The 21324-nt window shown below is 71.8% G+C and carries 20 protein-coding genes and 1 tRNA gene; 5 read left to right on the top strand and 16 right to left on the bottom strand.

Annotated features, from left to right (window positions below; genetic code table 11):
- Positions 1-6: 6 nt before the first annotated feature.
- From ACTWJ8_RS21665 to ACTWJ8_RS21655, 3 genes are read right to left on the bottom strand one after another with little or no spacing between them, the layout of a single operon-like run.
- Positions 7-903 (bottom strand): bifunctional helix-turn-helix transcriptional regulator/GNAT family N-acetyltransferase, encoded by an 897-nt coding sequence (locus tag ACTWJ8_RS21665; protein WP_443260051.1) that lies wholly within the window; start codon positions 901-903, stop codon positions 7-9.
- 42 nt (positions 904-945) lie between these two features.
- Positions 946-1419, bottom strand: coding sequence for a GNAT family N-acetyltransferase (locus ACTWJ8_RS21660; RefSeq protein WP_356375607.1), 474 nt, complete (start codon positions 1417-1419; stop codon positions 946-948).
- A 43-nt stretch (positions 1420-1462) separates the two neighbouring features.
- The gene (locus ACTWJ8_RS21655; RefSeq protein ID WP_443260050.1) at positions 1463-2350 is read right to left on the bottom strand and encodes an aminoglycoside phosphotransferase family protein; all 888 of its coding nucleotides are present in this window, start codon (positions 2348-2350) and stop codon (positions 1463-1465) included.
- Between the two features lie 77 nt (positions 2351-2427).
- On the opposite strand from ACTWJ8_RS21655, the gene ACTWJ8_RS21650 reads away from it, so the two are divergent.
- Positions 2428-3858: an NAD(P)/FAD-dependent oxidoreductase gene (locus ACTWJ8_RS21650; protein WP_356375613.1), complete on the top strand. Its 1431-nt coding sequence runs from the start codon at positions 2428-2430 to the stop codon at positions 3856-3858.
- Here the strand turns inward: ACTWJ8_RS21650 and ACTWJ8_RS21645 are convergent.
- Both ACTWJ8_RS21645 and ACTWJ8_RS21640 read right to left on the bottom strand, forming a co-directional pair.
- Positions 3855-4136, bottom strand: coding sequence for a hypothetical protein (locus ACTWJ8_RS21645; protein WP_356375616.1), 282 nt, complete (start codon positions 4134-4136; stop codon positions 3855-3857). The genes ACTWJ8_RS21650 and ACTWJ8_RS21645 overlap by 4 nt on opposite strands.
- A gap of 157 nt (positions 4137-4293) precedes the next feature.
- Positions 4294-4366, bottom strand: a tRNA-Thr gene (locus ACTWJ8_RS21640).
- A 183-nt stretch (positions 4367-4549) separates the two neighbouring features.
- Here ACTWJ8_RS21640 and ACTWJ8_RS21635 point away from each other — a divergent pair.
- The 4 genes from ACTWJ8_RS21635 to ACTWJ8_RS21620 all read left to right on the top strand — a co-directional run bounded on the left by ACTWJ8_RS21635 (position 4550) and on the right by ACTWJ8_RS21620 (position 8972).
- Positions 4550-5953 (top strand): RNA-guided endonuclease InsQ/TnpB family protein, encoded by a 1404-nt coding sequence (locus ACTWJ8_RS21635; RefSeq protein WP_443260049.1) that lies wholly within the window; start codon positions 4550-4552, stop codon positions 5951-5953.
- Between the two features lie 363 nt (positions 5954-6316).
- Positions 6317-7453: an ABC transporter ATP-binding protein gene (locus ACTWJ8_RS21630; protein ID WP_356375625.1), complete on the top strand. Its 1137-nt coding sequence runs from the start codon at positions 6317-6319 to the stop codon at positions 7451-7453.
- A 240-nt stretch (positions 7454-7693) separates the two neighbouring features.
- On the top strand, positions 7694-8152 hold the full coding sequence (locus ACTWJ8_RS21625; protein WP_356375628.1) for a hypothetical protein: 459 nt from the start codon (positions 7694-7696) through the stop codon (positions 8150-8152).
- Between the two features lie 64 nt (positions 8153-8216).
- On the top strand, positions 8217-8972 hold the full coding sequence (locus ACTWJ8_RS21620) for a nucleotidyltransferase family protein (RefSeq protein WP_443260048.1): 756 nt from the start codon (positions 8217-8219) through the stop codon (positions 8970-8972).
- 66 nt (positions 8973-9038) lie between these two features.
- On the opposite strand, the gene ACTWJ8_RS21615 is transcribed toward ACTWJ8_RS21620, so the two are convergent.
- From ACTWJ8_RS21615 to ACTWJ8_RS21565, 11 genes are all read right to left on the bottom strand, one after another.
- The gene (locus ACTWJ8_RS21615; protein ID WP_356375633.1) at positions 9039-10697 is read right to left on the bottom strand and encodes a DoxX family protein; all 1659 of its coding nucleotides are present in this window, start codon (positions 10695-10697) and stop codon (positions 9039-9041) included.
- Positions 10698-10790: 93 nt separating this feature from the next.
- Complete coding sequence (gene rlmB, locus ACTWJ8_RS21610; RefSeq protein WP_356375636.1) at positions 10791-11741, bottom strand: 23S rRNA (guanosine(2251)-2'-O)-methyltransferase RlmB; 951 nt, start codon at positions 11739-11741, stop codon at positions 10791-10793.
- Between the two features lie 87 nt (positions 11742-11828).
- Positions 11829-13226, bottom strand: a complete 1398-nt coding sequence (cysS, locus tag ACTWJ8_RS21605; RefSeq protein WP_356375639.1) for a cysteine--tRNA ligase — start codon at positions 13224-13226, stop codon at positions 11829-11831.
- Between the two features lie 96 nt (positions 13227-13322).
- On the bottom strand, positions 13323-13727 hold the full coding sequence (locus tag ACTWJ8_RS21600; protein ID WP_356375642.1) for a PPOX class F420-dependent oxidoreductase: 405 nt from the start codon (positions 13725-13727) through the stop codon (positions 13323-13325).
- A gap of 4 nt (positions 13728-13731) precedes the next feature.
- Positions 13732-15054: an MDR family MFS transporter gene (locus ACTWJ8_RS21595; protein WP_443260047.1), complete on the bottom strand. Its 1323-nt coding sequence runs from the start codon at positions 15052-15054 to the stop codon at positions 13732-13734.
- A gap of 312 nt (positions 15055-15366) precedes the next feature.
- Complete coding sequence (locus ACTWJ8_RS21590) at positions 15367-17085, bottom strand: ABC transporter permease subunit (protein ID WP_356375648.1); 1719 nt, start codon at positions 17083-17085, stop codon at positions 15367-15369.
- A complete protein-coding gene (locus ACTWJ8_RS21585) occupies positions 17082-18551 on the bottom strand; it encodes an ABC transporter substrate-binding protein (protein WP_443260046.1) in 1470 nt (489 codons plus the stop codon). Before ACTWJ8_RS21585 ends, ACTWJ8_RS21590 begins: the two co-directional genes overlap by 4 nt.
- A complete protein-coding gene (locus ACTWJ8_RS21580; RefSeq protein ID WP_443260045.1) occupies positions 18551-19096 on the bottom strand; it encodes a GNAT family N-acetyltransferase in 546 nt (181 codons plus the stop codon). The genes ACTWJ8_RS21585 and ACTWJ8_RS21580 overlap by 1 nt, the downstream gene beginning before the upstream one ends.
- Before the next feature lie 86 nt (positions 19097-19182).
- Entirely contained in the window at positions 19183-19686 is a 504-nt protein-coding gene (gene ispF / locus ACTWJ8_RS21575; RefSeq protein ID WP_356375657.1) for a 2-C-methyl-D-erythritol 2,4-cyclodiphosphate synthase, read from the bottom strand.
- Positions 19676-20437, bottom strand: a complete 762-nt coding sequence (gene ispD / locus ACTWJ8_RS21570; protein WP_356375660.1) for a 2-C-methyl-D-erythritol 4-phosphate cytidylyltransferase — start codon at positions 20435-20437, stop codon at positions 19676-19678. Before ispD ends, ispF begins: the two co-directional genes overlap by 11 nt.
- A gap of 238 nt (positions 20438-20675) precedes the next feature.
- Positions 20676-21158, bottom strand: a complete 483-nt coding sequence (locus ACTWJ8_RS21565; RefSeq protein WP_266712542.1) for a CarD family transcriptional regulator — start codon at positions 21156-21158, stop codon at positions 20676-20678.
- Positions 21159-21324 lie beyond the last annotated feature (166 nt).

Raw genomic sequence — 21324 nt, 5'->3', positions numbered from 1 at the left:
CCCCGGTCAGCCGATCCGCTTCTCGAACCAGTGATGGGCGTACGGCTCGTCGTTGAAGGCCTCGACCTCCTCGAAGCCGTACGCCCGATACAGCCCGATCGCCTCGCCGAGCGCCCTGTTGGTGTCCAGCCGCAGCAGCCGCGCCCCGTGCCCGACCGCCCGCTGCTCCAGCTCCGCGAGGAAACGACGGGCCAGACCGAGCCCCCTGACGCGCGGCGCCACCCACATCCGCTTCACCTCGGCCGCACCACCCGGCGGCAGCTTCAGACCCGCGCAGCCGACCGGCTCCCCGTGCAGCCGCGCCACCACGAACAGGCCGCGCGGCGGCCGGAGTTCACCGGCGTCGGGCAGCAGACTGCGCGCCGGGTCGAAACCCGAGTCGAAGCGCTCCTGAAGCTCCGCGAAGTAGCCGCGCAGGCACCACTCGGCGTCCGGATGATCCGGCGGCACCTCGTCCAGCGCGACCGTGCCCGCCGTCAGCAGCCGGTCCACCTCGGCCATCGCCGCCACGAGCCGCCCCCGCTGGGCCGCGCTCAGCGGCGCCAGCAGCGAACCCGCCGCCTCGTCGCTGCGCCGGTCCAGCAGATCCCACTCGGCCCGCCCGCGCTCCGTGAGCCGCGCGGTGCGCACCCTGCGATCGCTCACCAGCGGCTCCACCACCACGAGCCCGTCCGCCTCCAGAGCACGCAGCAACCGGCTCACGTACCCGGAGTCGAGCCCGAGCCGCTGCCGCAGCCGCCGCACATCGAGCGGCGCCCCGGCCTCACCGATCTCCCACAGCAGCCGGGCCTGCCCATAGGGCCGGTCCGTGCCGTGGAACCGCTCCTGCAGCACGCCCACCCGCTCACCGACCACACGGTTGAACCGGCGCACCCGCGCGACCTCGGACCCACTCCCACTCATTCTCTGACCGTAGTCAGAGAACGCCGGTGAGCGCCAGCCCCGCTACACGGACCCCGCCGCCTTCAACGCCTCGTCCGTCAACCGGTACACCGTCCACTCGTCCTGCGGACGCGCACCCATCGCCTCGTAGAACGCGATCGACGGCGCGTTCCAGTTCAACACCGACCACTCCAGCCGCTCGTACCCCCGCTCCACGCACAACCGCGCCAACTCCGTCAGCAACGCCTTGCCGTGACCGCCACCACGCGCCGAAGGACGCACGTACAAGTCCTCCAGATAAATGCCGTGCACCCCACGCCACGTCGAGAAGTTCAAGAACCACAACGCGAACCCCACCGGCTCACCCGCCGCGTCCTCCGCGATGTGCGCAAACGCCGCCGGACGCTCCCCGAACAGCGCCTCACGCAACTGCTCCTCCGACGCCCGCGCCTCATGCAGCGCCTTCTCGTAGTCGGCGAGCTCACGGACCATCGCGTGAATGACAGGAACATCGGCAGGAGTCGCGGTACGAATCATGGCCGCAGACTAAACCGCCCCACCGACAGCCGGACCACCAGGACTAACCCGCGAGACGCCCCCGCAGGATCCGCGCGATCTCCAGGTCCACCGCACCCAGCTCACGACCGTCCTCGATGTCCCACAACGCGTTCTGCAGCACCCGGCCCAGCGTCCACGCCCGCGCCCGCTCCCGGTCAAGACCCAGCACCCCGCACATCGCGTCGAACCGCCACACCGTCTCCCCCGGCTCGAACCGATTGTTCAGCGCGGGCCACAGATCGAACCCCGGATCACCCGCCAACGGCTTCGGATCGATCGCCAACCACGGCTCACGGTCCGACGCCAGCACGTTCTCGAAATGCAGATCCCAGTGCAGCAACCGATCCCCCGCCTCACCGGCCACCTCCCGCACCGCCGCCGCACAATCCGCCAACAACGCCCGCTCCCCCGCGTCCGCCACCCCGCGCAACGCCTCCGGAGCCTCCGCCACCATCCCCGCCGCGATCCCCGACAACGACCGCATCCCCTCCGGAGCGGGACCCGCCGTCAACCGCCCCAACAACTCCGCGATCACCAGCACCGCCGCCCTGGAATCCTCCACACCACTCAACATCCGGCCCGAGTCCAACCGCTCCAGCAGCATCGTCCCGGTCACCTCGTCGTACTCCAGCAACCGCACCGCGCCCTCACCACCCCACGCCCGCAGCGCGACCGGCTCCCCCTCCGTCTCCTCGTCCAGCACCTGGAACTTCAACACCGCCCGCCGACCACCACCCACCACCGGCACCACCAGCGCCGCCATCCCATGCATCAACGGCCCGTCGACCGTCAGCCCCCACCGCTCCAAGAACTCCGCCACACGCCCGGGAAGCGCCGCCACGAACGCCCGACCCGCCTCCCCCGCATACGCGTACTGCGACTCCACCAGGCCCACCGGAACATCGATCATCCCCGGACCCTAACCACCGGACCCCCACCCCACCTCGCCCTCCCGCAAACCGCCACCGCCCAGTAATCTCCCGCGCCATGAGCAACGGCATCAGCGGCAGCGGCGAACCCCGCGACACCACCGGCACCATCAACGGCGGCATATCGTTCTGGTACGCGGACGACGGCATCCCCCTCACCCGCGACCCCCTGCCCGGCGACACCAGCGCCGACGTCGTCATCGTCGGCGGCGGCTACACCGGCCTGTGGACGGCCTACTACCTCAAGAAAGCCGCCCCCTTCCTGCGCATCACCGTCCTGGAGCAGAAGTTCTGCGGCTACGGCGCCTCCGGCCGCAACGGCGGCTGGCTCTACAACGGCATCGCCGGCCGCGACCGCTACGCCAAACTCCACGGCCACGACGCCGCCGTCCGCCTCCAACAGGCCATGAACGACACCGTCACCGAGGTCATCGACGTCGCCCGCGCCGAATCCATCGACGCCGACATCCACCACGGCGGCGTCCTCGAAGTCGCGTACACCCCCGCCCAGCTGGCCCGCCTCAAGTCCTTCCACGAAACCGAACTCACCTACGGCGAGAAGGACCGCACCCTCCACGGCGCCCGCGAAACCGCCGACCGCATCAGAGTCGCAGGCGCCGTCGGCTCCACCTGGACCCCGCACGGCGCACGCCTGCACCCGGTCAAACTCCTCAAGGGCCTGGCGACAGCGGTGGAATCCCTCGGCGTGACAATCCACGAATCAACGCCCGTCACCGAGATCAAGCCCAAACACGCGATCACGCCCTACGGCACCGTCCGCGCGCCCTACGTCCTGCGCTGCACCGAAGGCTTCACCGCCTCCCTCAAGGGACAACGCCGCACCTGGCTCCCCATGAACTCCTCCATGATCGCCACGGAGCCGCTGACGACATCGCAATGGGAAACCATCGGCTGGGAAGGCCGCGAAACCCTCGGCGACATGGCCCACGCCTACATGTACGCCCAACGCACCGCCGACGACCGCATCGCCCTCGGCGGCCGCGGCGTCCCCTACCGCTACGGCTCCAGAACCGACAACGACGGCCGCACCCAGCCCAAGACCGTCGAAGCCCTCCACGAGATCCTGACCCGCTTCTTCCCCCAGCTCGCCGGCATCGGCATCGACCACGCCTGGTCAGGCGTCCTCGGTGTCCCCCGCGACTGGTGCGCCACCGTCACCCTCGACCGCTCCACCGGCCTCGGCTGGGCCGGCGGCTACGTCGGCTCCGGCGTCGCCACCGCCAACCTCGCCGCCCGCACCCTCCGCGACCTCGTCCAACAGGACTCCGGCCAATCCGGCCCCACCGACCTCACGGCCCTCCCCTGGGCCAACCACAAGGTCCGCAAATGGGAACCCGAACCCCTGCGCTGGCTCGGCGTCCACGGCATGTACGCCACGTACTACGCCGCCGACCGCCGCGAACTCACCACCCACACCACGGAGAGCTCCCGCCTCGCACAATGGGCGGACAAGATCGCGGGCCGCTAGCCCCGCGTGCACTTGGGGTACTTCGACCCCTCCGCGCACTGGTTGTAGTCACCAAGGCTGACGTCGACCTCTTCCTGGTCACCACCCTTGGCGCGGACCTGCAGCTCGTACTCCGTGTGACAGCTGCGGGTCCGCTTCGACCCCTTCTTCTTCGTCGAGCACTCACGGTCCGTGTTCTTGCTGACGACGGTCCCACTGACACTCTTCGACGAACCGCACGCGGTCAGCGGCGCGCCGAGCACGGCGACAGTGACGAGAGCGGCCAGAACGCGCTTCATACGGTGATCTCCCCCGAGGATGTGACGGACGGACGGCGGCCCGCCCGCACAGCATCATGTCGGAAGGTCGGCGCCAGCGGGAACCAGCGAAGTCCGAGGGCTCCGTCGGACTCAGCAAAAAACCCAGGCACACTAGGTGTGACCTGGGCTTTTCCAGAGCCGCCTGTCGGAATCGAACCGACGACCTTCGGATTACAAAGCCGGTGCTCTACCAACTGAGCTAAGGCGGCACCGCGCACCACAATGCCGTACGCGAAGGCTTGAACACTTTACACAGCCGCGCTTCTCCCAGGCCAAGAAGTTTCCGCACACCCTGTCGCCGACCCTGCGTGCGTAACCTCCCGAGCACCCGTTCGTTGACCGTACGAACATGCTGTTCCGACTATCGGATCGCAGGAAGTGGGCGGGGGCTCATGGGGGACGTTCCGGCGGAGAAACCACGGTCGGTGACCGGTGCCGAGGCCAGGCGGGTCAAACGTGAGGCGCTGGGTATCGCCGACAGCAGCAGGCCCCAGAGCGGTCCGGCCGGCCCGGTGAAACGCCGGACCAAGGAGGCAGGGACGCGGGAGCGGGTCTACCGATATCGCTGTTATCCGACCGAGGTGCAGGCGGAACAGTTGGTGAGGACGTTCGGCGCGTGTCGTTGGGTCTACAACGAGGGGTTGGCGCTGCGGTCGAGGGCGTGGCGTGAGCATCGGGTGTCGGTGGGGTTCGCGGAGACGTGTCGGGCGTTGACGGGGTGGCGTCGGGCGGAGGGGTCGGCGTGGTTGGGGGAGGTTTCGTCGACGGTGCTGCAGCAGCCGTTGCGGCATTTGCAGGCTGCGTTTCAGGCGTTCTTTCAGGGGCGGGCGAAGTATCCGAAGCGGAAGCAGAGGGGGCGGTCCCGGGATGTGGCGACGTATGCGCGGACGGGTTTCAGTTGGCGGGAGGATGTGGGGCGGCCTGGTACGGGGGTCTTGAAGCTGGCATTGCAGAGTGCGCCGTTGGAGGTGCGGTGGTCGCGGCCGTTGCCGGTGGGTGTGGTGCCGGTGCGGGTGACGGTGTCGCGGGATCGGGCCGGGCGGTTCTTTGTGGCGTTTCTCGTGGAGGAGGTCATCGAGGCGTTGCCTGCGGCGCTTGTGGCGGGGTCGCGGGAGCCGCGGGCGGTGGGGGTGGATCTGGGGTTGGCGTCGTTGGTGACGTTGGACGACGGCACGAAGGTGGATCATCCGAGGTTGCTGCGGCGGTATGCGGCCGAGCTGGTCCGGCTTCAGCGGGAGTTGCATCGGAAGAAGCGGGGTTCGCGGAACCGGGAGAAGGTACGGCGGAGGATCGCGCGGTTGTATGCCCAGACGGGGGACGTGCGCAGGGACATGTTGGATCAGTTGACGACCCGCCTCGTGCGCGAGAACCAAGTGCTCGTGGTGGAGGACCTGTCGATCGTGTCCCTGATGGCTGCGGCGAAGGGCGAGGGGCGGCGCAAGGCGCGGCTCAATGACTCGTTGCGGGATGCGTCCTGGGGCGAGCTTCTGCGGCAGTTGAAGTACAAGTGCGAGTGGTACGGGCGGACGCTGGTGGTCGTGGACCGGTTCTTTCCGTCGACGCGGCGCTGCTCGGCCTGCCATGTGAAGGGCCCGAAGCTGGATGTGTCGGTGCGGGACTGGGTGTGCGTCGAGTGCGGTGCGGTGCACGACCGTGATGTGAACGCGGCGGTGAATCTTCGGGACGAGGGGATGCGGCTGTACTGGTTGGTGGCTTCGGCGCTGCCGCCCGGGCGGTCGGTGCCGTCGGTGATTCGGGCGTCGGAGTTGCCGGAGGGGATTGTGGTGGCCGCGTAGGGATGCGGCAGTGGTTGTTGTTCTTCGCAGTACGGACCGATGGGCCGTCGGCCGGAATGCCTGGGGAGCCTGCGTGAGACCGTGCGGTGCGGCGGGGTAGCCCGTTGCCCGCCGGCGGCGGGCTGTGAAGCAGGAAGTCACGAGACGGGGTCAAAAGTGGGTTGCTCTGGCTGCCCGAAAATTTCCTCGAAGGTCGCGTGGCCCGGGGTACTGACAAACCGGCTGCCCGCCGCTTACAGTCCGAGCAGTTCACTCGCATGGACTACACCAGTGCTACACCGCCGTGGCGTCCGCCAGGGCGGCTCACCCGCTTTACAACGGATCGTCCGGCACGTTCCTGCCGGTGAAGGGGGCTTCACAGCCATGGCTTCTGTCACGTTCGACAAGGCGACCCGTGTCTATCCCGGGTCCACCAAGCCCGCGGTCGACGGCCTGGACATCGAGATCGAGGACGGCGAGTTCCTCGTCCTCGTCGGCCCGTCCGGCTGCGGAAAGTCGACCTCCCTGCGGATGCTCGCGGGTCTCGAGGACGTCAACGGCGGTGCGATCCGCATCGGTGACCGCGACGTCACGCACCTGCCGCCGAAGGACCGGGACATCGCCATGGTGTTCCAGAACTACGCGCTGTACCCGCACATGACCGTCGCCGACAACATGGGCTTCGCCCTGAAGATCGCCGGCGTGAACAAGGCGGAGATCCGGCAGAAGGTCGAGGAGGCCGCGAAGATCCTCGACCTGACCGAGTACCTGGACCGCAAGCCGAAGGCGCTCTCCGGTGGTCAGCGTCAGCGTGTCGCCATGGGTCGCGCCATCGTGCGTGAGCCGCAGGTGTTCCTCATGGACGAGCCGCTGTCGAACCTCGACGCCAAGCTCCGTGTGTCGACGCGTACGCAGATCGCGTCGCTCCAGCGCCGTCTCGGCATCACGACCGTGTACGTCACCCACGACCAGGTCGAGGCCATGACGATGGGCGACCGTGTGGCGGTGCTGAAGGACGGTCTGCTGCAGCAGGTCGACACGCCGCGCAACATGTACGACCGTCCGGCCAACCTGTTCGTGGCCGGCTTCATCGGCTCCCCGGCCATGAACCTGGTCGAGGTCCCGATCACCGACGGCGGCGTGAAGTTCGGCAACTCGGTCGTGCCGGTCAACCGTGAGGCGCTGAAGGCCGCGTCCGACAAGGGCGACCGCACGGTGACGGTGGGTGTGCGTCCGGAGCACTTCGACGTGGTCGAGACGGACGCGGGTGTCGCCAAGACGCTCACGAAGGACGACTCGGACGCCCCCGCGGGCCTCGCGATCTCCGTGAACGTGGTGGAGGAGCTCGGCGCCGACGGCTACGTCTACGGCACCGCCAAGGTCGACGGCGAGTCCAAGGACCTGGTCGTCCGTGTCAACGGTCGGCAGGTGCCGGACAAGGGCGCCCAGCTGCACGTCGTGCCGCGCGCGGGCGAGAGCCACGTGTTCTCGACGTCGACGGGTGAGCGTCTCTCCGACTGATCCGGCTGATCCAGGTCCGGCCCCGGTCGACGCCCGGTAACTCGTACAGAGGGCCCCGTACTTCGGTGCGGGGCCCTCTGCGTGTGCGGGACACACCGCGCGCCATTGTCGACAAATACCCCGGCAACCCGGGCATTTGGCCCAGCGACGTCAACACGTAAGCAACAAAACCTCTTTGATCGTCCCTCATCAGAGTGACCAAATGTCGCCAAATCATCACCGAGCGCTACGCTCACTCGCGTGACGCACTCTGCCAACTACACCCAGAAGTCGCGCCGAGCCCGGGGCCGGGGCCCCGCCCGCCGCGCCGCCCGTACGCTCGCCTTCGTCCTGCCGGTGATGCTGGTGCTCTCCGGGACGCTCGCGGTCACCCGAGTCAACTGGTCCGGGAGCTCCTCGGACTCCGTACTCACGGCCTCCTCGCAGGACGTCTCCAAGCGCGCGAAGTCGCGCGCCCCCCAGGACGTGCTGCGCGACCGTCTCCTCCTCGAACTCCAGGAGGACAACCCCGGCGTGGCACTGACCCACCTCCAGCAGGAGATCGACCGCCGCCCGTCGCTCGCCAAGCACTGCATGGCGATCGCGAAGGCGCTCGGCCGGGCCGCCGTGGAGACGTACGGACCGGCGCGCGCGCAGTCGTACGCCCGCCCCGTCTGCGACACGTCGTTCGCCTCCGGAGTGGCGGGCTTCCGGGCCTGAGCGTCCCGCCCCGCCCCCGAGTCGCCCGCGTCCCCCAGGGCCGTGCGCACGTACAGTTCCGGTCATGACGACCGCTGAACCGTCCGCGCACGGCCCTCATTCGTATCCGCACCGGCCGACCCAGGCCGTGGTCCTGGCGGGCGGCCAGGGCTCACGGCTGCGTCCCTACACGGACGACCGGCCGAAGCCGATGGTGGAGATCCCGGGGACGGGCGTTCCGATCATCGGACATCAGCTGAACTGGCTCGCGGCGGAGGGCGTGACCGACGCCGTGGTGTCCTGCGGCCATCTGGCCGAGGTGCTCCAGGAGTGGCTGGACCAGGTGGAGTTGCCGCTGCGGGTCACGACGGTCGTCGAGAAGGAGCCGCTGGGCCGGGGCGGCGGTCTGAAGTTCGCCGCGGCGCGGCTGCCGCACGCCGATCGCCCCTGGTACGCGACGAACGGCGACATCTGGACGCGGTTCTCGCTGCGCGAGATGGCGGACTTCCACCATGAGCGGGAGGCGACGGCGACGCTCGCGCTGGCCCGGCCGCGGATCCCGTGGGGCGCCGTGGAGACCGACGCGTTCGGTCACATCACGGACTTCATCGAGGCGCCGCCGTCGCCGTATCTGATCAACGCGGGGGTGTATGTGTTCGCCGCGGAGTTCGCGTCGCTGCTGCCGGATCTCGGGGACCACGAGCGCACGACGTTCCCGCGGCTGGCCCGTGGGAAGCGGCTGGCCGGGTTCCAGTTGCCGCAGGGCGCGTACTGGCGGGCGATCGACACGGCGAAGGACCTCACGGAGGCCGCGAAGGAGCTGTCCGCGCAGGGCCGTTGAGGCGCCTTCTCCGGTACGCGAACGGGGCCCCGCACGTGGATCGTGCGGGGCCCCGTCGTCGTACGGTCACTCGCCGAGGAGGCCGCCCACGAGGCCGGGCTTCTGGGTGTCCTGGCCGCCCGAGGACGTGCCGCCGGACGAGGTCGGCGAGCCGCCGCTGGTGCTGGCCGGCGGCTGCTGCTGTTGCGGCGCCGACTCCTGCGGCGGGGCCTGGCCCGCGGTGGTGCCCTGGGTGGGCGTCGTCGTGGTGCCGCTCGTGCCGCTGGTGGCGCCCGCGGTCGCGGTCGCGGAGCTGGGCGCGCCGGACGGGCTCGCGGTGGTGCCCTGCGTGGGCGCGCCGGAGCTGGAGGCCGACGGGCTCTGCGAGTGCCGGTGGTGCGGGCTGCGGCTGCCGGGCTCGGAGGGCAGCGGGGAGCCTGGCACCTCGTTGCGCGGGGCGTCGCCGGGTCCCGGGGCGGTGACGCGGTCGGCGTCGCGGACGGCGCCGCCGAGCAGCGAGCCGATGAGCAGGGTGCCGCCGATGACGAGGGTGGCGACGACGGTGCCGCGGCGCAGTACGTAGGTGCGCAGGTCCCAGAGGGCGGCGCGGGGGCCGAGTCGCCGCCAGGCGCTGCCCGCGAGGCGTCCGTCGACGGAGTAGACGGGGGCGCCGGCGATGATCAGCGGGGACCAGGCGGCGAGGTAGATGATGTCCGGCGCGTCGTAGGCGGGGACGGTCTTCCAGCTGACGGTGACGAGGAGCGCGGCGGAGAGCAGTGCGCCGATGCCGGCGGCGAGCCGCTGCCAGAGGCCGAGGACGGTGAGGACGCCGACGATGACCTGGAGGAAGGCGATCACGAGTCCGGCGCCGACGGGGTGCTGGAGGGCCCAGTCGCGGAGCGGTTCGGCGAGGGCCCAGGGGTGCAGGGAGTGCAGCCACTTGACCATGGAGCCGCGCTCGCCGCCGTCGAAGTAGACGGGGTCGCAGAGCTTGCCCATGCCGGCGTAGATGGAGATGAAGCCGAGGAAGACGCGCAGCGGGAGCAGCACGACGCCGAGGTTCATCCGGCGGCCGGGGTAGTAGGCGTGCCGGACGGGTCCGTAGCGGCGGGCGGCGGTGGTCTCGCCGGCCGCGCCGCCGTCCCTGCCGCCGTCGGGGGAGCCGATCCTGACGTCGTACGCGTCGTCCCCGGGGAGCTGCTCGAGCTCGTCGGTCTCCTCGAAGGCGCTGCCGGAGGGACGCATGCGGGGCAGGATCCGGGTCGGGGTGTCGGTGACCTCGGGTGTCTGCCGGGTGGCGTCGTCGGTGGGCGAGTCGCGGTACAGGCCGAGGTCGTCGCCGAAGTCGCGTTCGTCGACGCGGGGGATGACCTGGGTGGCGACGCCTTCGTCCGCCGGTTCGCCGGTGCGGCGGGCGCCCTGGAGGAGCCCGCTGGTGTCCAGCCCTCCGCCGTTCATGACGACGGGTCGGCGGCGCCTTGCGCCGGGCGTCCCCGCGGCGGTGATGACGGGGATGCGGGTGGTCGCCGCGTCGGCTCCGGCCACGCCCGTGGCGCTCAAGTGCCGTGAGATGCGCGGGAGTTGCGTCTGCTGCGCCGTGGGGAGCTGCACGCGGAAACTCGCGTGATTGACGATGACCTGCGCCGGATCGCACGGAACCTTCACCATGCTCAGCGCGGGACCGTCGTCGAATCCCGACGTGCGGTCACCCGAGGGTGTGCGGGGCGTTCTGGTGTCCACACTCATCTAACCGAGTGATGTGTGTTTAGGACACTGCCTCAGGCCCACCGAAATGTCCGGGCCCCGTCAAGGATCGCGGGGCCCGGAGCGGTGTGCGGGTCAGGCGCGGCGGCGGGCCGCCTCGTAGAGGACGACGCCCGCGGCGACGCCGGCGTTCAGGGACTCGGCGCCGCCCGGCATCGGGATGCGGACGCGGAAGTCGCAGGTCTCGCCGACGAGGCGGGACAGGCCCTTGCCCTCGCTGCCGACCACGATGACGACGGGGCCCTCGAGGGCTTCCAGGTCGTCGACGGTGTGCTCGCCGTCGGCGGCGAGGCCGACGACGGCGATGCCCGCCTTCTTGTACTGCTCGAGGGCGCGGGTGAGATTGGTGGCGCGCGCGACCGGCGTGCGCGCCGCGGTGCCCGCCGAGGTCTTCCACGCGCCCGCCGTCATGCCGGCGGCGCGCCGCTCGGGCACGACGACGCCGTGGCCGCCGAAGGCGGAGACGGAGCGGACGACGGCGCCGAGGTTGCGGGGGTCGGTGACGCCGTCGAGGGCGACGATCAGCGGGTCGGCGCCCTCGTCGTGGGCGGCGGCGACGAGGTCCTCGGGGTGCGCGTACTCGTACGCGGGGATCTGGAGGACGAGGCCCTGGTGGTTGAGGCCGTTGGTCATGCGGTCGAGCTCGGGGCGGGGGGCCTCCATGAGGTGGATGCCGCCGCGCTCGCCGGCGAGCTGGAGGGCCTCGCGGACGCGCTCGTCGTTGTCGATGAACTGCTGCACATACAGCGTCACCGCGGGCACGTTCTCGCGCAGCGCCTCGACGACCGGGTTGCGGCCGACGACCATCTCGGAGGTGGACTTGCCGCGCGGTCCTCCGGTGCGGTTGCCGGGGCGGCCCTGGGCACGCTTGGCCTTGGCCTGTGCGGCGCGCTGCTTGGCGTGGCCCTTGCGCATCTCGGCGGGCGGGGTGGGGCCCTTGCCCTCGAGGCCGCGGCGCCGCTGGCCACCGCTGCCTACCTGCGCGCCCTTCTTGCCGGACATGCGGCGGTTGCTGTTGGCGGCCATGACCTACCTGTCTCTTACGTCTTCGGGTGTGTTCGTACGTCTATGCAGTGTGCCGCCCGGAGCGCCGGGCGGCACACCGGTGGTGGTTCAGCCCAGGGTCCAGCGCGGACCCGAGGGGCTGTCCTCGATGTTCAGGCCGGACTCCTTGAGCCGGTCGCGGATGGCGTCGGCGGTGGCCCAGTCCTTGCGGGCGCGGGCGGCCTCGCGCTGCTCCAGGAGGAGCCGTACGAGGTGGTCGACGACGCCGTGCAGGTCCTCGCCGCCGCTGTCGGACGCGCCGGCCCACTGCTCGTCGAGCGGGTCGAGGCCGAGGACGCCGAGCATGGCGCGGACCTCGGCGAGGCGGGCGACGGCGGCTTCCTTGTCGTCGGCGGCGAGGGCGGAGTTCCCCTGCCGGACGGCGGTGTGCACGATGGCGAGGGCCTGCGGGACGCCGAGGTCGTCGTCCATGGCGTCGGCGAAGGCGGGCGGCACCTCGTCGGCGGGGGCGACGGTGCCTCCGGCGAGTTCGGTGACGCGCTGCACGAAGCCCTCGATGCGCGCGAACGCGGACTCGGCCTCGCGCAGGGCTTCCTCGCTGTACTCGATGGTGGAGCGGTAGTGCGGGGTGCCGAGGTAGTAGCGCAGCACGATGGGGCGCCAGTGCTTGACCATCTCGGACACGAGGACCGAGTTGCCCAGCGACTTCGACATCTTCTCGCCGGACATGGTGACCCACGAGTTGTGCACCCAGTAGCGGGCGAACGCGTCGCCGAAGGCCTTGGCCTGCGCGATCTCGTTCTCGTGGTGCGGGAAGATCAGGTCGATGCCGCCGCCGTGGATGTCGAAGGCGGACCCCAGGTACTTGTGCGCCATGGCGGAGCACTCCAGGTGCCAGCCGGGGCGGCCGCGGCCCCACGGGGTCTCCCAGCTGGGCTCGCCGGGCTTGGCGGCCTTCCACATCGCGAAGTCGCGGGAGTCGCGCTTGCCGGTCTCGCCCTCGCCGGAGGGCTGCCGCAGGTTGTCGATCTCCTGGTTGGACAGTTCGAGGTAGCCGGGGAACGAGCGGACGTCGAAGTACACGTTCCCGTCGGCCTCGTACGCGTGGCCGCGCTCGATGAGGCCGCGCATCATCTCGACCATCTCGGTGACGTGTCCGGTGGCGCGGGGCTCGTAGGTCGGGGGGAGGCAGCCGAGGGCGGTGTACGCGTCGTTGAACGCGCGCTCGTTCTCGTAGCCGATCGACCACCAGGGGCGGTGCTGCTCCCCGGCCTTCGTGATGATCTTGTCGTCGATGTCCGTCACGTTGCGCACGAACGTCACGTCGTAGCCGCGGTACGTGAACCAGCGGCGCATGATGTCGAAGTTGAGCCCGGACCTGATGTGCCCGATGTGCGGGGCCGCCTGCACGGTGGCGCCACAGAGGTAGATCGAGACACAGCCCGGTGTGAGGGGCTCGAAGTCACGGATCTGCCGGGCGCTGGTGTCGTACAGGCGAATAGTCACCCCTCCAGGGTAGTAGGCCGAAGGGAGTGCCATGAGCCTCCGGCGGGTGACCGGTGTCGTCGGACGGAACCCGGCCCCCGCCGGAGCGTGGATCGCTCAGACGCGGCCGACGACCTTGCGGGCGCGGACGCGGACGACGACACGTTCGGCGTCCTGGCCGGACGCCGGGTTGAAGTCGGCGTACTTCTTGCCCGTGTACTTCACCGACAGCTCGTCGATGAGGTCCTGGCCGCCCTCCGTGGTCATCTCGGCCGTGCCGCGGATCTCGGCGTAGGCGTAGGGGTTGTCGGCGGGCTGGACGAGGACCGTCACGCGCGGGTCCGCCTCGAGGTTCTTCGTCTTGCGGCGGTCGACGGTGGTGGAGAACAGGACGTCGTCGCCGTCCCGCTTCACCCAGACCGGGGACACCTGCGGGCTCCCGTCGGGCTGGATGGTGGCTACCGCGATGAAGACCTTGCTGTCGAGCAGTGCCTTGAGCTCGTCGGACAGCTGGGCTGACATGGCCTCACTCCTTCTCGGGGGACGGTTGGCGCGTACCCGATCCTCCGGGAACGCACCCCGCCGCGCCGGTATTTCGGCCCTCCGCCCGCACGGGTGTCACGCAGCGGGCCAGTACCGCGGCCCCCAGCGGCACCGCGGCGAGCGCCGTCCACAGGGCGGGTGCGGGGAGGTCGAGCAGCGCGCCCGTTCCGGCGCTTCCGGCCAGGACGGCGAGGCCCGAGACGGAGGAGAGCGCGCCCGTGGCGAGGCCGAGGTGCCGCTCGTCGACCAGGTCGGGGACGAGTCCGCGGGCGGCGGGCACCAGCAGCATCTGGCCGAGCGTGAGCAGCACGATCAGCGCGCAGGCGGGCAGCAGGGCATACGGGGTGCGGTCCGGGAGGTACGGGGTCGTGGCCGCGACCGCGGCGAACCCGGTGGCCACGAGGAGCAGGCCTCCGGTGAGCGCGGTCCTCGGTGCGAGCCTGGCGGCGCTCCAGCGGGTCACCGGCAGCTGTGCGCAGACGACGAGCAGCGAGGACAGCGCGAAGAGCGGGCCGACGGCGTCCTGGGATCCGGTGGCCCGGGTGAGTTCGACGGGCAGCGCGAGGTAGAGCTGGTTGTACGCGATGAGGTAGCCGCTGTACGCGAGGCAGAGCGCGAGGAACCGGGGGTTCGCGAACACGGTGCGGGCGCCCCGCACGCGGCGGGTCCGCACGGGTGCACGGCGCGGCATGAGGCGCGCGTGCCCGGCGAGCACGGCCGTGAAGACGAGCACGCCCGCCAGGCATGCCGCCCGGAACCCCGCGTACAGCAGCGCGGTGCCCAGCAGCGGCCCGAGGAACGCGCCCGCCTGCCCGGCCGCGGAGAAGACGCCGAGCACCTGGGCGCGCGGGGTTCCGGTGTCCCGTTCGTGGCGGACGGCCTCGCGGGCGGTCTCCGACTCGACGGCCGGCGAGAACAGCGCGGCGGCGAACCCGACGAGGACGACCGCGCCGACGACGGTGGCCGTGCTGTCCGCGAAGGCGAGCCACGCGAATCCGGCGATCCGCAGCAGGCAGCCGACCAGGACGACGGGGCGGGGCCCGAACCGGTCGGTGAGCGCGCCGCCGACGACGAACAGCCCCTGCTGGCTGAAGGTCCGCAGCCCGAGCACGAGCCCGACGGCCCACCCGGCGAGTCCGATGCTCTCGGAGAGGTGGGTGGCGAGGTAGGGCAGGACGGCGTAGAAGCCGAGGTTGAAGGCGAGCTGGGTGCCGGCGAGGAGCCGCACGTACGACGGGAGCCCGCGCAGCTCGTCCCGGACCCGCCGGCGGCGCGGGGACTTGGGCGGAGCCCCGTGGCCGGTCATCGACGCCGCCCGAAACCGCCGGACGACACCAGGACGACGATCGCGCCGCCCGAGAGGCGGGCCCGGACCCGCCGGGCCAGGCCGCGCAAGGCGCGCACAAACAAGCCCCCGCGGCGATGCAGCAGCGAGGTCCGGGACAGAGCACCGGGGCCAGTCATCGACGCCGCCCGAAGCCGCCGGACGACACCAGGACGACGATCGCGCCGCCCGAGAGGCGGGCCCGGTCCCGCCGGGCCCGGCCGCGCAAGGTGCGCGCGATCAAGCCCCTGCGGCGATGGAGCGGCGGGGTCCGGGGCGGAGCACCGTGGTCGGTCATCGGCGCCGCCCGAAGCTGCCGGACGAGACGAGGACGACGATCGCGCCGACGGCCGCGAGGCCCGCCGCCGGGGCGAGGACGGACCACGCCGCGCGCTCCGCGTACGGCAGGTTCTCCATCAGGAGCCGCCCCCACTCGGGCGTGGGCGGCTGCGTGCCGAGGCCGAGGAAGCCGAGGGAGGCGAGTGCCAGCGTCGTCGGCGCGAGCCGCAGCACCGCGTGCCGCCCGACCGTGGGCAGCACCGCGCCGAGCACGTGCCGCCGCAGCACCTGCCACCCGCTCGCGCCGGAGGCGACGGCCGCCTCGACGTATCCGGCGCCGCGCTCCGCCTCGGCGACCGCCGCCGTGTGCGCGGCGAGCGGCGCCCAGCCGACCGCGGCGACGGCGACGGCCGCGCCCGTGACGCCCGCCCCGAACAGGCCGGTGACGAGGAGCCCCGCCAGGATCGCGGGCATCGCGTTCGCGACCTCCGTGAGCCCGGCCGTCCAGCGCATCAGGCCGAGGCCGACGCCGACGACGAAGCAGGCGGCGCAGACGGCCGCGGCGACGGCGAGCGTGCGCAGCGCCCCGTGGCCGAGCCGGGCGAGGACGTCGCGGCCGAGCGCGTCGGTGCCGAAGGGGTGCGTCGCGGAGGGCCCGGTGAGGCGGGATGCGAGGTCGACGTGGAGCGGGTCGCGGGTGAGGCCCCAGGCGATGACGGCGAGGAGTACGGCGGCCAGCGCCCCGGCGACGTACAGGCGCCCGCGTCCGCCCCCGCGCACCGGTGCGAGCCCGGGGAGCGCGCCGGCTTCGAGCGCCGGTCCGAGCAACCGGCGTCGTACGCGGCCGACGACCACCGCGGCGACCACGCCGAGCGCGAGGAGGACGAGGAGGCAGCCCTGGAGCAGCGGCAGGTCGAGGTCGAGCGCCGCGGCGACGGCCGTGCCGCCGAGCCCCGGGATCGCGAAGACGGCCTCGACGGCTGCCGCGGCGCCGGTGAGCCCGACGACGGTGAGCCCGGCCTGCGGCAGCACGGCGGGCAGCGCCCGCCGCGCCGCGTGCCGGGCGACGCGGGAGCGCGGCATGCCGTTGGCGCGGGCCGTCCGCACCCAGGGTTCGGCGAACGCGGCGGGCAGCGCGTCCTGGGCGAGCCGCCCGAGGACGGCGCCCGCGGGGATGCCGAGGGCGAGCGCGGGCAGCACGGCGGAGGCCGGTGAGGCCCAGCCCTGGGCGGGGAACCAGCCGAGGTGGACGGCGAACAGCGTGGCGAGGACGGAGGCGAGAAGGAATTCGGGGAGCGCGGCGAGGATGCCCGCGCCCATTCCGTGCACCGGTTCGGAGCGCGCACGCCGGAGCGCGGGCACGCAGAGCGCGACCGCGACGACGACCGCGACGACCATCGCGTACGCCATGAGGGACAGGGACACCCAGAACGCGGAGCCCACGTCGGACGCGACGTCGGCGCCGGTCACCCAGGACGTTCCGAGGTCGCCGTGCGCGATGCCGCGCAGCCACTGCCCGAGGAACGTGAAGGGGCCCTGGTCGAGGCCGAGCTGGTCGCGGACCTCGGCGAGCTGCTCCGGTGTCGTGGGCGCGTCGCCGTAGCGGGCGTGCAGGACGGTGAGCGCGGGGTCGGTGCGGGTCAGCCAGGGCAGCAGCGCGGTGAGCACGAGGAGTCCTGCGGCGGCGCCCACGCGGCCCGCCGTCACGGACAGGTTCCCGGCGGCACGTTTCATCGGGCGCGCGTCTCCAGACCGACGAACTGTCGCTCGTAGGGGTCGAGGACGACGCCGCGCACTCCGGCGCCGACGCCCTGCAGGTGCTGTTCGTGGACGATCGGCACGGCGGCGTCGGTGCCGAGGATGGCGGCCTCGGCGCGCAGCGTGGCCCGGTGCCGTTCCGTTCCTTCGAGGCCCGCGGCCTCGCGCACGGCGGCGTCGACCCGGTCGTCCCGCAGCTGCGAGATGTTGAAGCTGCCGCCGCTGGTGAAGTCGGAGGCGAGGTACGAGACCGGGTCGCCGGTGTCGAGCGCGGTGGAGCGGGACATCAGGAACGCGTCGTACGCGCCGTCGAGCGCACCCGATTCGAGGCGGGCGTAGTCCTTCACGACGAGCCGCACCGCGAACCCGGCGCGCCGCAGCTGCTGTTGGAGGGCGGCGGCGACCTCGGGGAGTTCGGCGCGGTTCGTGTACGTGGCGAGGGTGAGCGTCTGCCGGTGCGGCGTGGTCGCCCTCGCGCGCCCTGTGACGGGGAGCTGCTGCCCGTCGGCCCAGGCGAAACCGGGGCCGAGCAGGCCGGTGCCGCGCGTGGCGTACCCCTCGTAGACGCTGCGGGCGAGGGCGGAGGTGTCGACGGCTTCGCGGACGGCGGCGCGCAGGCCGGGGTCGGCGAGCGGGCCCGTACGCGTGTTCAGGTACAGGGTCGTGGTGCGGACGGTGGCGACCTTGCGGGCGCGGTCGCCGAGGACGAGGGCCTGGGCGGCGGGCACGAACTCGGCGATCTCGATCTGGCCCGAACGCAGCGCGTTGGCACGGGCGTTGTTGTCGGCGACGAAGGTCACGTCGAGGCCGCGGGCCTCCGCCCGGCCGCGCCAGTGCTCGTCGAAGCGGTCGAGTGTCGCGGAGACGGCGCCGTTCACCTCGGTCAGCGCGAAGGGCCCCGTGGCGGTGCCGACGGGGTCGACGCGGCCGTCCTTCCTGCCGTACGCGGCCGGGGAGAAGATCGCGAGCGAGGGGTTCGCGAGGCGGGCGGGGAGCAGCGGGTCGGCGGCCCCGGTCGTGATCCGTACGGTGCGCTCCCCCGCGGCGCGGGCCGTGATCCGGGTGTCGCTGAGCACGCGGGGCTGCGTCTTCGCCCGCGCGGCGTGGGTGAGCGCGCCCTCGACGGCGTCGGCGGTGACGCGCCCGCCGTCCTGGAAGCGGGCGGCGCGCAGGGTGAACTCCCAGGTGGTGGCGGACGTACGGGTCCACTTCTCGGCGAGCGCGGGGTGCACGACGCCTTCGGTGTCCATGCGGGTGAGCCCGTCGACGACGGCGAGGCGGCTGAGCAGCAGGCCGTCGTCCGTGTACGGGGAGAGGCCCTGGGTGGGCGCGAAGGCGAGGTCGACGGCGATCCGGCCGCGGCGGGCGGTGCCGGTGAACGAGCCGCAGGCGGACGTGAGGCCGATGCCGGCCGCCGCCAGCAGGAGGCCGCGGCGTCGCATCAGACGACGGGCGCGGGGAGCGGCAGTTCGAAGTGCACGATGCCCTGGCCGCCGCCGGGCAGCTCCCGCTCGTCGCAGACCTCCTGGGCGACGGACCGCCAGAAGGGTTCGGCGCCGGGTACGGCGGGGTCGGTGTGCAGGTAGACCGCCTCGTATCCGCCGACGCCGACGACGAAGTCGGTCAGCTCCCGCACGAGGACACGGGCCAGTCCGTTCCTGCGGTGCTCGGGGCGTACGTAGATGCGGCAGAGCTGGGCCGTGCTGCCGGAGGGGAAGCGGTCGGCGACCCACTGCGGGTTGGGCGGGGCGGCGGGGCCGCGGTCGCGGACGGCGCCGGTGGCGACGATCTCGTGGGTCTCGCGGTGCTGCGCGACGAGGAGGGTGCAGCGCTCGGGGCGCAGGTAGTGGGCGACCGGGTCGATGATGTCGGCGTGCCAGCGCGGTACGTATCCGGACCGGAGGTCGCGGTACACGGTGTCCAGCATGACGGCGCGGGCCTCGTCCACGTCGGCCTCCTCGGCCACGCGGATCACGTATTCACCCATCGCCGCCTCAAGCCCCGACCGTCATTGCCCCTCCACCCTACCTGCAACCCATACGCAATAAGCGCCCCGGGGGCCCCGCGGCAGCCTCAGCCGCCCGTGCGGGCCACCAGGGCCGTCGCCACCGCCATCAGGCCCTCGTCGCGCCCCGGGAAGCCGAGGCCGTCCGTGGTCGCGCCGGAGACGGAGACCGGGGCGCCTGCCGCCTCCGACAAGATCTTCTGCGCCTCCTCGCGGCGCTTGCCGATCTTGGGCCGGGGGCCGACCACCTGCACCGCCACGTTCCCGATCACGAACCCCGCGGCCCGTACGATCCGCGCCGCCTCGGCGAGCAGCACGACCCCGCTCGCCCCGGCCCACTCGGGACGGCCCGTCCCGAAGTGCTGACCGAGGTCACCGAGCCCCGCCGCGGAGAACAGCGCGTTGCAGGCCGCGTGCGCGACCACGTCCGCGTCGGAGTGCCCGGCGAGCCCGGGCCCCGAGTCCTCCCACTTCAGCCCGGCGCACCAGAGCTCACGCCCGTCCTCGAACGCATGGATGTCGGTCCCGATACCGACCTGCGGCAGCACCGTGCCCGAAACCTCAGAAGCCAACGTTCGCCCTCCTCCGGGCAAGGACCGCCTCGGCCAGCAGCAGGTCGAGCGGCCGCGTCACCTTGAACGCCTCCTCGTGCCCGGGCACGAGGACCACCTGATGCCCGAGCCGCTCGACCATGCTCGCGTCGTCCGTCACATCCTCGGTCACCGTCTCGTGCGCCCGCACGAGCGTCGCCCGGTCGAAGCCCTGCGGCGTCTGCACGGCCCGCAGCTTCGCCCGCGAGGGCGTCGCGACGACGGGCTCCGGCGAACCGTCCGTCGTCGGCACGACCTCCTTGACCGTGTCCGCGAGCGGCAGCGCCGGCACGACGGCCGGAGCCCCGTCCCGTACGGCCTCGATCACCGCGTCGACCGTGTCGACCGGCACCAGCGGCCGGGCCGCGTCGTGCACGAGCACGATGTCGATGCCGGACGGCAGGGCCTCGAGCCCGAGCCGCACCGACTCCTGGCGGCTCTCCCCGCCGGGCACGACCACGAAGTCCGTACGCTCCGGCAGCGCGTGATCGGCGAGCAGCGACTTCACTTCCGCGGCGCCGTCGGGCGGCGCCACGACCACGACGAGGGAGACGGCGCGGGACGCCGCCATCGCGCGGACGGCGTGGATCAGCATCGGTGTGCCGTTCAGCGCGCGCAGTGCCTTGGGGGCGCCGGGACCGAGGCGCACGCCCCGTCCGGCGGCCGGAATCACGGCCGCGGTGCGTACTGCGCTGCCTGCTGCGTTGTCCCATGGACGCGTTTCGTCAGACATCGGTTCCGTTCAGGTTTGTGCGCTCGGCAGAGGTGGGTATGGCCACAGCGTGCCGGGCGCGACGCCTTGACAGGGCCCTTCCGTGACAGTCCTGGTCGAGCCGACTGCCCGGGCCCGGCACGCCAAGTACGGGCCGGCGTGCGTGTGAGTACGGGTACGAACATGCCGCAGCGCCCGGCGACACCGTGAGGGTCAGCGGGCACTACGGCATTGTTTCAATACGCGACAGTCGCGCGTATCAGGACGCGAGAACCTCGTCGAGCAGGGCCTCGGCCTTGTCCTCGTTCGTGTTCTCCGCGAGAGCGAGCTCGCTCACCAGGATCTGGCGAGCCTTGGCGAGCATGCGCTTCTCACCCGCGGACAGTCCGCGCTCGCGCTCCCGACGCCACAGGTCACGGACCACTTCCGCGACCTTGATGACATCGCCGGACGCGAGCTTCTCCAGGTTTGCCTTGTAACGGCGCGACCAGTTCGTGGGCTCCTCGGCGTACGACGCGCGCAGCACCTCGAAGACCCGGTCGAGCCCGTCCTGACCGACCACATCACGTACGCCGACGAACTCCGCATTGTCCGCTGGCACACGTACCGTCAAGTCGCCCTGGGCGACCTTCAGCACCAAGTAGGTCTTGTCCACGCCTTTGATCTGGCGAGTTTCGATAGCCTCGATCAGCGCGGCCCCGTGATGGGGATAGACCACGGTGTCGCCAACCTTGAACGTCATGTGACAGGTACCCCTTCCGTGGCTATCCAGGGTAACACGGAAACTGCGGGTTCTGAATGGCGTTTTCGCAGGTCAGGGCATATCTCGGGGCTTGACAACTCCCTCAGGAACGTGCTGCGCGGGGGTGGTGGAGGGCGGTATTCGCAGGTCGGAGCCGTTCTTCGAG

The organism is Streptomyces sp. SDT5-1 (genome assembly GCF_052245995.1).
Classification (GTDB): domain Bacteria; phylum Actinomycetota; class Actinomycetes; order Streptomycetales; family Streptomycetaceae; genus Streptomyces.
Note: the sequence above shows the minus strand (reverse complement) of the source record. Positions and strands in the feature narration are given on the sequence as shown.

Excerpts from the sequence above, each read along its gene's own strand:
- ACTWJ8_RS21665 (WP_443260051.1), bottom strand. The coding sequence starts at position 903 with ATGAGTGGGAGTGGGTCCGAGGTCGCGCGGGTGCGCCGGTTCAACCGT.
- ACTWJ8_RS21660 (WP_356375607.1), bottom strand. The coding sequence starts at position 1,419 with ATGATTCGTACCGCGACTCCTGCCGATGTTCCTGTCATTCACGCGATG.
- ACTWJ8_RS21655 (WP_443260050.1), bottom strand. The coding sequence starts at position 2,350 with ATGATCGATGTTCCGGTGGGCCTGGTGGAGTCGCAGTACGCGTATGCG.
- ACTWJ8_RS21650 (WP_356375613.1), top strand. The coding sequence starts at position 2,428 with ATGAGCAACGGCATCAGCGGCAGCGGCGAACCCCGCGACACCACCGGC.
- ACTWJ8_RS21645 (WP_356375616.1), bottom strand. The coding sequence starts at position 4,136 with ATGAAGCGCGTTCTGGCCGCTCTCGTCACTGTCGCCGTGCTCGGCGCG.
- ACTWJ8_RS21635 (WP_443260049.1), top strand. The coding sequence starts at position 4,550 with ATGGGGGACGTTCCGGCGGAGAAACCACGGTCGGTGACCGGTGCCGAG.
- ACTWJ8_RS21630 (WP_356375625.1), top strand. The coding sequence starts at position 6,317 with ATGGCTTCTGTCACGTTCGACAAGGCGACCCGTGTCTATCCCGGGTCC.
- ACTWJ8_RS21620 (WP_443260048.1), top strand. The coding sequence starts at position 8,217 with ATGACGACCGCTGAACCGTCCGCGCACGGCCCTCATTCGTATCCGCAC.
- ACTWJ8_RS21615 (WP_356375633.1), bottom strand. The coding sequence starts at position 10,697 with ATGAGTGTGGACACCAGAACGCCCCGCACACCCTCGGGTGACCGCACG.
- rlmB (WP_356375636.1), bottom strand. The coding sequence starts at position 11,741 with ATGGCCGCCAACAGCAACCGCCGCATGTCCGGCAAGAAGGGCGCGCAG.
- ACTWJ8_RS21600 (WP_356375642.1), bottom strand. The coding sequence starts at position 13,727 with ATGTCAGCCCAGCTGTCCGACGAGCTCAAGGCACTGCTCGACAGCAAG.
- ACTWJ8_RS21595 (WP_443260047.1), bottom strand. The coding sequence starts at position 15,054 with ATGACCGGCCACGGGGCTCCGCCCAAGTCCCCGCGCCGCCGGCGGGTC.
- ACTWJ8_RS21590 (WP_356375648.1), bottom strand. The coding sequence starts at position 17,085 with ATGAAACGTGCCGCCGGGAACCTGTCCGTGACGGCGGGCCGCGTGGGC.
- ACTWJ8_RS21585 (WP_443260046.1), bottom strand. The coding sequence starts at position 18,551 with ATGCGACGCCGCGGCCTCCTGCTGGCGGCGGCCGGCATCGGCCTCACG.
- ACTWJ8_RS21580 (WP_443260045.1), bottom strand. The coding sequence starts at position 19,096 with ATGGGTGAATACGTGATCCGCGTGGCCGAGGAGGCCGACGTGGACGAG.
- ispD (WP_356375660.1), bottom strand. The coding sequence starts at position 20,437 with ATGTCTGACGAAACGCGTCCATGGGACAACGCAGCAGGCAGCGCAGTA.
- ACTWJ8_RS21565 (WP_266712542.1), bottom strand. The coding sequence starts at position 21,158 with ATGACGTTCAAGGTTGGCGACACCGTGGTCTATCCCCATCACGGGGCC.